Genomic DNA, 8,248 nt, shown 5'->3' with positions numbered 1-8,248 from the left:
TTTCATCTATAGCCCTATAGAAAAAACTCATGACCGGGAGCATGCGCCAATGACGACCCTGCCGCAAGGCCGCCCACCGTTCCGCGCCGACCATGTCGGCAGCCTGTTGCGACCGCCGGTGCTGCGGCAGGCATTTCGCGACCACATGGGCAAGCGGATCGACGACGCCGCGTTTGCGAAGATCCAGGACGCATGCATCCGCGATGTGGTGAAAATGCAGGAGGATGTGGGCCTGCAGGTCGTAACGGACGGCGAATTCCGCCGCGGCTCCTATTGGGGCCGCTTTGTCGAGCGGATCGACGGCTTCGCGATCAAGTCGGCGGTGTTCAAGTTTCGCGACGATCAGGGACATCAGGTCGATTTCACCGCGCCCCATGCGGAGGGAAGGCTTCATCGCAACAAGCCGCTGGCGCTTGACGAATTCGAGTTTCTCCAGGGGATCACGGCTGCGACGCCGAAAATCACGCTGCCGGCGCCCTCGACCATGCATTTCTACCGTGCGACCGATTTCGCGGCGAAGTCCGCCTATTCCGATGTGAAGAGCTTTTTCGACGATCTCAACCGCATCTTCCGCGAGGAGATCGCCGACCTGGCGAAGGCCGGCTGCAAATACATCCAGCTCGACGAGGTTGCGATTGCGCTGCTGTGCGATCCGAATATCCGCCAGCAGGTCGAGGCCGAGGGCATGAAGCCGGACGAACTGGTCGAACTCTATATCGACAGCATCAACGAGTGCGTCAAAGGCGCGCCGGCCGATGTGGTGTTCGGCGTGCATATGTGCCGCGGCAATTTCAAGGGCCATTACCTCGGCGCCGGCGGCTATGAATCGGTGGCGGAGCGGTTCTTCGAAGGCACCAGGGTCAACCACTTTCTGCTCGAATACGACACCGAGCGCGCGGGCGATTTCAAGCCGCTGCGTTTCGTCAAGGGCAAGGGCGTGGTGCTGGGGCTGATCTCGAGCAAGACACCGGTGCTGGAATCGCTCGATGTGCTGAAGCGCCGCACCGAGGAGGCGACGCAATATATCGATCTCGACCGGCTCGCGATCTCGCCGCAATGCGGGTTCGCCTCGACCGTCGCGGGAAATCCGGTGACGGAAGCCGACGAGCGCAGGAAGCTGGAGCTCGAGGTGGAAGCGGCCCGGGCCATCTGGGGCTGACCGTCGCGGCAGGCCCGCCTCCCGTCCATCTCGGGCCCACATGACAGCAATTTAATCCGGCGCTGTGACAATTCGTGTCAGCCGCCGGATTTATGCCGCTTGTGGAACGTTGTGTGGTGAAAGACGTTGTGTCGATCGCGCCATGCTGGGCGGCGGCACGAACAGCCTTGCGACAACAACGAAGGCGGCCACCTCATGCGGCGACCGAGTGTCGTTTTTCTTGTTCTCCTGATCCTCGCCGCGGCCGGGTATTACGGCTATCGCCACTACGGCGATCGGCTCGGCCTGGCCGGGACGCAATCCGCGCAGCCCCAGAAGGCTCAGGGCCCGCGAGGCCGGCCGGCAATCCCGGTCACGACCGTCGCCGCGGAGCAGGGCGCGTTTCCCGTGCGCCGCCGCAGCATCGGTCTCTTGGAATCCCCGGCCGTCGTGGTGATCCGCTCGCGCATCGACAGCCAGATGCTCGAAAAGCACGTCAATGACGGGCAACTGGTGCGCAAGGGCGACCTTCTGTTCACGCTGGACGACCGCGAATTGCGCGCAACCATCGCCCGCAACGAAGCCCAGCTCGCCAAGAACGAAGCCGCGCGCGACCGGGCCAATGCCGACCTCAAACGGACCGAGGAACTGCTTGCGAGGAACGTCGCCGCACGCCAGCAACTCGATGAAAAAACCGCGGAAGCGAAGGCTGCCGAAGCCACCATTGCCGCCGACAAGGCGCAGCTCGACAGCGACCGCATCCGGCTCGGCTATACCAGGATCACGGCGCCGATCACCGGGCGCATCGGGACGATCCGGGTGACGCCGGGCAACCTGGTGTCGTCGTCCGACACGCAGGGCCTCGTGACGATCACGCAGATCAAGCCGATCCGCGTCTCGTTCACCCTGCCCGAGCGCGATCTCGGCGCATTGCGCGCCGCCGTGCGCCGCAAGCAGCCGCCGGTGGTGCGGGTCTATGTTGCCGGCCACTCGACGCCGCTGGCGACCGGGGAACTGAATTTCGTGGATTCCTCCGTCGATCCCGCGACCGGCACGATCATGGCGAAGGCCACTTTCCCGAACGAGGAATTCAAGCTGTGGCCGGGGATGTATGTCGATGTGGAAATCGATCTCGATACCCGGCCTGATACCGTCAGCATCCCGACGGTTGCCCTGCAGACGAGTCAGAAGGGTCCGTTCGTTTTCGTCGCGAAGTCCGACGGCACCGCCGAACTGCGGCAGGTGGAAACCGGCGGGCTGGTCGGCCAGCGTACCGCGATCCGGTCCGGGCTGAAGCCGGGCGAGCGGGTGGTGACCGAAGGCCAGCTCCGCCTCGCCGACGGCGCACGCATTCGCGACACCGCGCAGCAGACGGAAACGCCGGCGCCGCAGCAAGCCCAGCCGCAATCAGGGGCATCGGCGGCGCAGCGGGACGTCGCGCGATGAACATTTCCGAATTCTGCATTCGCCATCCCGTCACCACGACGCTGATGTCGGTCGCGGTGGTCGCAACCGGACTGTTTGCCTATATCTATCTGCCGGTGGCGGCGCTGCCGCGCACCGATTTTCCGACCATCAATGTCTCGGCGAATCTCTCCGGCGCGTCTCCCGATGCGATGGCGAACTCGGTCGCAACGCCGCTGATCAAGCAATTCACGACCATCAGCGGCATCGACAATATCAGCGCGACCTCCAATCAGGGATCAACCTCGATCGTGATCCAGTTCAATCTCGATCGCGACATCGATTCGGCGGCGGCCGATGTGCAGTCGGCGATCGCCCGCACCCAGCGCCGGCTGCCGCCGGAGATGACCGAGCTGCCGAGCTATCGCAAGGTGAACCCGGCCGACGCGCCGGTGCTGCTGCTCGCGATCCGCAGCGACGTCACGCCGCTGCCCGAGCTGGACGCCTTCGCCCAGCAGGTGATCTCGCCGGCGTTGTCGACCGTGGACGGCGTGGCGCAGGTGCTCGTCTATGGCAGCCAGAAATTCGCGGTGCGAATCCAGATCGATCCGAACTCCCTGGCCGCGCGCGGGATCGGCGTCAACGAGGTGCAGGCGGCGGTCGCGGCCGCGAACGCCAATACGCCCGTCGGCACGTTGCGCAACGCGCAGCAGCAACTGACCATCCAGGCGGAAACCGAACTCGACAATGCCGCGCAGTTCCGTCAGGTGATCGTCGCGGTACGGGGCGGCCGTCCGGTGCGCCTTGGCGATGTCGCGGTGGTGACCGATTCGATCGAGGACAATCAGCGGGCGAGCTGGTTCAACGGCACCAATGCCATCATTCTCGCCGTGCAGCGCCAGCCCGAAGCCAACACCGTCGATGTGGTGGACCGGGTCAAGGCGATGCTCCCCGGCTTCGAGGACGACCTGCCACGCGCGTCCTCGATCGAAGTCCTCAACGACCGCTCGGTCTCGATCCGCGAGGCTGTGGCCGACGTGCAGTTCACGCTGCTGCTGGTGATCGCGCTTGTCATCATGGTGATCTTCCTGTTCCTGCGGCGGCTGACGGCGACCATCATTCCGGCGCTGGCGGTGCCGATCTCGCTCGTCGGCACCCTCGGAGCGATGTATCTGTTCGGCTTCAGCATCAACAACATCTCGCTGCTGGCGCTCACGCTGGCCGTCGGGCTTGTGGTCGATGATGCGATCGTGATGTTCGAAAACATCTATCGCCACATGGAGGAGGACGGACTGTCCGCTTTCGATGCGGCACTCAAGGGGTCGCGCGAGATCGGCTTCACCATCATCTCGATCACGGTGTCGCTGGTTGCGGTGTTCATCCCGGTGCTGCTGATGGGCGGCGTGGTCGGCCGCATCTTCCATGAATTCGCGGTGGTGGTGACCGTGGCGCTTGCGATCTCGGCCTTCGTTTCGCTTACGCTGACGCCGATGCTCTGCTCCAAGATGCTGCGGCCGCCGCAGCGCGATGCGGATGGTCGCGTCGCGCCGGAGACCGGCTGGCGTGCGGCGCTGGAGCGCGGGCTCGAAGCGATGACCCGCGGCTACGACCGAGGCGTGCAATGGAGTCTGAGCCACCGGCCCTTCATGCTGGGCGTGTTCTTCGCAACGCTGATCGGCACGGTCTATCTGTTCTATACCACACCCAAGGGCTTTTTCCCGCAGGAGGATATCGGGCAGTTGCGGGTCTCGACCGAAGCGCGGCCCGATATCTCGTTCGAGGCGATGATCGAACTGCAGAAGCAGGTCGAGGAGGCCTTCCGCAAGTCGCCCTATGTCGCAAACGTCGCCTCGATCGTCGGTGGCGGCGGGTCCTCGTCGAGCCTCAATAACGGCCGCCTGTTCATCGAACTGAAGCCGCGCGCGGAGCGTCCGCCCATGCCGGAGCTGCTGGGCCATTTCCGGCGCGAAATGTCGTTTCCCGGCATCAATGTGGTGATGTCGCCGGTCCAGAATTTGAGGATCGGCGGACGCTCCAGCCGCAGCGAATACCAGTTCGTCATGCAGAGCGTGCGCAAGGACGAGATGCGCGAATGGGCGCGCAGGATGACCGCGGCGATGGCATCCGACCCGCATTTCGCCGACGTCAACAACGACCTTGAGGACGGCGCCATTCAGGTCACGCTGCGGGTCGACAGGGACAAGGCGGCCTCGCTCGGCATCAATGCGGACCAGATCCGTTCGACCCTCTATTCGGGCTTCGGCTCCCGCCAGGTCTCGACCATCTATGGCAGCGGCGACACCTTCAGCGTGCTGATGGAGTTCGACCCGCGCATCAACTGGAATTCGAGCGATCTCGGCAATATCCGCATCCGGACTCCGGCCGGTCAGCTCGTGCCGCTCTCCTCGATCGCAACCGTGGAGCGCACGGCCGGCGACCTGACGGTGAACCAGCTCGGACAGCTTCCGGCGGTGACGGTTTCTTTCAATCTGCCTGCGGGTGTTGCGCTTGGCGATGCGGTGGCGCAGACCGAACTGCTGAAGCAGCAGCTCGGCGTGCCGAGCACGATCTCGACCACCTTCTCGGGCACCGCGCAGACCTTCCAGCAGTCGCTCGCCAACCAGGGCATCCTGCTGGCGGCGGCCGTGATCACGATCTACATGGTGCTCGGGATGCTCTACGAGAGCTATATCCACCCGCTCACCATCCTGACCGGCCTGCCGTCGGCGGTGGTGGGGGCGCTCGGCGCGCTGGTGCTGTTCGGCATGGATCTCAGCGTAATCGCGATGATCGGGCTCCTGATGCTGATCGGCATCGTGAAAAAGAACGCGATCATGATGATCGACGTGGCGCTCGATCTGCAGCGTGTGCAGCATATGGCGCCGGATGAGGCGATCTATCGGGCTGCGATCCTGCGTTTCCGCCCGATCATGATGACGACATTCGCAGCGATCCTCGGCGCGCTTCCGATCGCGATCGGCCATGGGGCAAGCTCGGAATTGCGCCAGCCGCTCGGTATTGCCGTGGTCGGCGGACTGGTGGTGTCGCAATTCCTGACGCTGTTCATCACGCCGGTTCTGTATCTGTACATGGACCGGCTGGGACAGGCGGGCAACAGATTGCGGATGCGGATGATCGGTTCGGTGCGGGGCAAGCCTGCAAGGCCGGCATAGATTTCCGCTCATGGCCGGACTTGTCCCGGCGATCCACGCTTGCGATCAATACCGGCAGGCTTGGACGTTTGCGTGAAGCCGGCCATGAGGAGCGCCCGACCGATGCCCGATACCGACGTAGTCATCATCGGCGCCGGTCCGGTTGGTCTTACGCTGGCCGTCGATCTTGGCCGCCGCGGCATCAACTGCATCCTGATCGAACGCAAGGCCGCCCCGCAATTCCTGCCGAAGATGGAACGCTGCAACGCGCGCACGATGGAAATCTACCGGCGCATGGGCCTTGCGGACCGTATCCGCGCAGCCGGATTTCCGCGCGACGTGCCGATGGATGTGTTCATTGTCACCTCGCTCGTGGAGCCACCGCTGCTGCATCTGAAATACCCGTCGGTCGCAGAGGCGCAGGGGATCATCGCCGGGACCCATGATGGCTCGCAGCCGCTCGAGCCGTATCAGCTGATCTCGCAATATACGCTGGAGCCTCTGCTCAAGTCGGTGGCGGAAACGCTGCCGCGTGTCGATGTGCGCTATGGCTGCGAATACCTCTCGTTCGAGCAGGACGCGGCCGGCGTCACCGCCTTCGCGAAGCACGGCGCGGAAACCAAGGCGATCACTGCGCGCTATCTCGTCGGCTGCGACGGTGGCGGCAGCCTCGTGCGCAAGCAGCTCGGCTTCCAGCTCGAAGGCGAGGCCAACATCCTGCAGCTTCGGCAGGCGCTGTATCGCTGCGACGACCTGTTCGAGCGGATTCCGATCGGGAAGGGCCGCCACTATCACGTCGCGGACAATCACGCCGGCTTCCTGATCGTGCAGGACTCGACGAAGCATTTCACGCTGCATGCCGTGGTCGATCAGGATTCCGACATGGCGGCGGCGTTCGAGCAGGCGGTCGCGATGCCGGTCAAATATGAGATGTTGTATGTCGGCACCTGGCGGCAGAACCTGATGGTCGCGGACCGCTACCAGAGCGGCCGGGTGTTCCTTGCCGGCGATGCCGTTCACCTGATGATCCCGACCGGCGGTCTGGGCATGAACTCGGGCGTCGGCGACGCGATCGACCTGTCATGGAAGCTTGCCGCGACGCTGCAGGGCTGGGGCGGTCCGGCGCTGCTCGCAAGTTACGAGGCCGAGCGGCGGCCGGTGGGTCTGCGCAATGTCGGCGCCTCGCGTTTCGCATCGCTCGGCCGGCGCAAATGGCGTGCGGCATGGAGGCCGGAGCTTCGCGATGACACGCCGGAAGGTGCGGCGGCGCGGGCCAATCTCACCACCATCGCCAGCGTCGAGCAGCGAAAAGGCAACGAGATGATCGGCGCCGAACTCGGCTATTTCTATGCGGGCTCGCCGTTGATCTGTCCGGATGAGGGTGCGCCGCCCGAGGATGACATCACGCGCTACGCGCCCTCGACATTTCCCGGCGTGCGGCTGCCGCATGCCTGGCTGCCCGATGGCGGCGCGGTGCAGGATCGGATTGCCGACGACCGCTTTTCACTGCTCCGGCTCGGCGGTGCCAGACCTGATCCCGCACCTCTCGCCGACGCCTTCGCGCGCCATGGCGCGCCGTTCGCGGTCAGCGATCTTCCCGGCTACGAGCCGCGCGACGTCTATGGCCGCGATCTGATTTTGGTACGGCCGGACCTGCATGTGGTCTGGCGAGGCAACGCGATGCCGGCGGAGCCGGAGCGGCTGGCGATGATTGCGACGGGTCACGCCGCAACCTGAAACGAGCAGGGCTCGCCCGCCGCGCGGCGAGCGAGCCCGCATTGCAGTCCGAAGAGTTACGCCGCCTTCTGCGCCGCCGCGGCCTTGGCGAGCTTGAAGTCGTATTTCACTTCGTAGAACGGCTCGTTCATGACCTCGCCGGTGGGCGCCTTGCTGCCGGCCGGCTTCTGCACGAAGTCGACGATCAGCGGCTCCTTCACGCCGAACACCACGTCGGTGTTGATATACTGGTCGCCCTTCTGGAAAAGATGGGTGGTGACGCTCTTGTAGCCGGGGGCCGCGATGTGGAAGTGGATATGCGCCGGACGCATGTGGCTGATCCGGGTCTTGTTCATCAATTCGCCGATCGGACCGTCCATCGGGATGGTGTAGCCGATCGGTGCCACGGTGCGCACCGTATAGCTGCCGTCCGGATTGGAATGGTAGATGCCGCGCATATAGCCCTCGGCGCCTTCGATCTGGGCTTCGTACAGGCCCTCTCCGTCGGTCTGCCACATGTCGAGCATCGCGCCCGCGACCGGCTTGCCGTCAAGATCGGTGATCTTGCCGGTGCAGAAGGTGGGGATGCCCGGTGCGCCGTCGGCCATGTTGCCGCCATCGGCGATCTGGGGCGAATCGGCGATGTGGAACGGGCCTTCCACCGTCGAGGGGGTGGCGGTGCGGGGGGCGCGGTTGTTGTTGGCGTCGACCCGCATGGAGATGCCGAGGACGTCCGAGGCGAGGATGAATTCCTGCCGCTTGGCGTCGCAGATCTGGCCGGTCCGGGTCAGCCACAAGATGGCCTCGATCCATTCCTGCGGGGTGGGCTCCACCTCGC

Annotated in this window: 5 protein-coding genes; 4 read left to right on the top strand and 1 reads right to left on the bottom strand. The window is 64.6% G+C overall.

All coding sequences use genetic code 11. The features are described from left to right. The 4 genes from AB7F49_RS36070 to AB7F49_RS36055 all read left to right on the top strand — a co-directional run. The coding region (locus tag AB7F49_RS36070) for a 5-methyltetrahydropteroyltriglutamate--homocysteine S-methyltransferase (protein WP_428531708.1) at nucleotides 1-1,159 on the top strand (1,159 nt) is incomplete at its 5' end. A 195-nt stretch (nucleotides 1,160-1,354) separates the two neighbouring features. Continuing rightward, nucleotides 1,355-2,584: an efflux RND transporter periplasmic adaptor subunit gene (locus tag AB7F49_RS36065; protein WP_428531705.1), complete on the top strand. Its 1,230-nt coding sequence runs from the start codon at nucleotides 1,355-1,357 to the stop codon at nucleotides 2,582-2,584. Next, on the top strand, nucleotides 2,581-5,715 hold the full coding sequence (locus AB7F49_RS36060) for an efflux RND transporter permease subunit (protein ID WP_428531702.1): 3,135 nt from the start codon (nucleotides 2,581-2,583) through the stop codon (nucleotides 5,713-5,715). Before AB7F49_RS36065 ends, AB7F49_RS36060 begins: the two co-directional genes overlap by 4 nt. Nucleotides 5,716-5,817: 102 nt before the next feature. After that, a complete protein-coding gene (locus AB7F49_RS36055; protein ID WP_428531699.1) occupies nucleotides 5,818-7,431 on the top strand; it encodes an FAD-dependent monooxygenase in 1,614 nt (537 codons plus the stop codon). A 56-nt stretch (nucleotides 7,432-7,487) separates the two neighbouring features. On the opposite strand, the gene AB7F49_RS36050 is transcribed toward AB7F49_RS36055, so the two are convergent. Next, on the bottom strand, nucleotides 7,488-8,248 hold a 761-nt coding region (locus tag AB7F49_RS36050; RefSeq protein ID WP_428531696.1), incomplete at its 5' end, for a dioxygenase.

Source organism: Pseudorhodoplanes sp. (assembly GCF_050250235.1).
In the GTDB taxonomy this organism is placed as follows: Bacteria; Pseudomonadota; Alphaproteobacteria; order Rhizobiales; family Xanthobacteraceae; genus Pseudorhodoplanes.
This window is presented reverse-complemented; position numbering and strand designations above follow the sequence as displayed.

Bases quoted from the DNA above. Each gene is read 5' to 3' on its own strand.
- AB7F49_RS36055 (WP_428531699.1), top strand. From the start codon at position 5,818: ATGCCCGATACCGACGTAGTCATCATCGGCGCCGGTCCGGTTGGTCTT.
- AB7F49_RS36065 (WP_428531705.1), top strand. From the start codon at position 1,355: ATGCGGCGACCGAGTGTCGTTTTTCTTGTTCTCCTGATCCTCGCCGCG.
- AB7F49_RS36060 (WP_428531702.1), top strand. From the start codon at position 2,581: ATGAACATTTCCGAATTCTGCATTCGCCATCCCGTCACCACGACGCTG.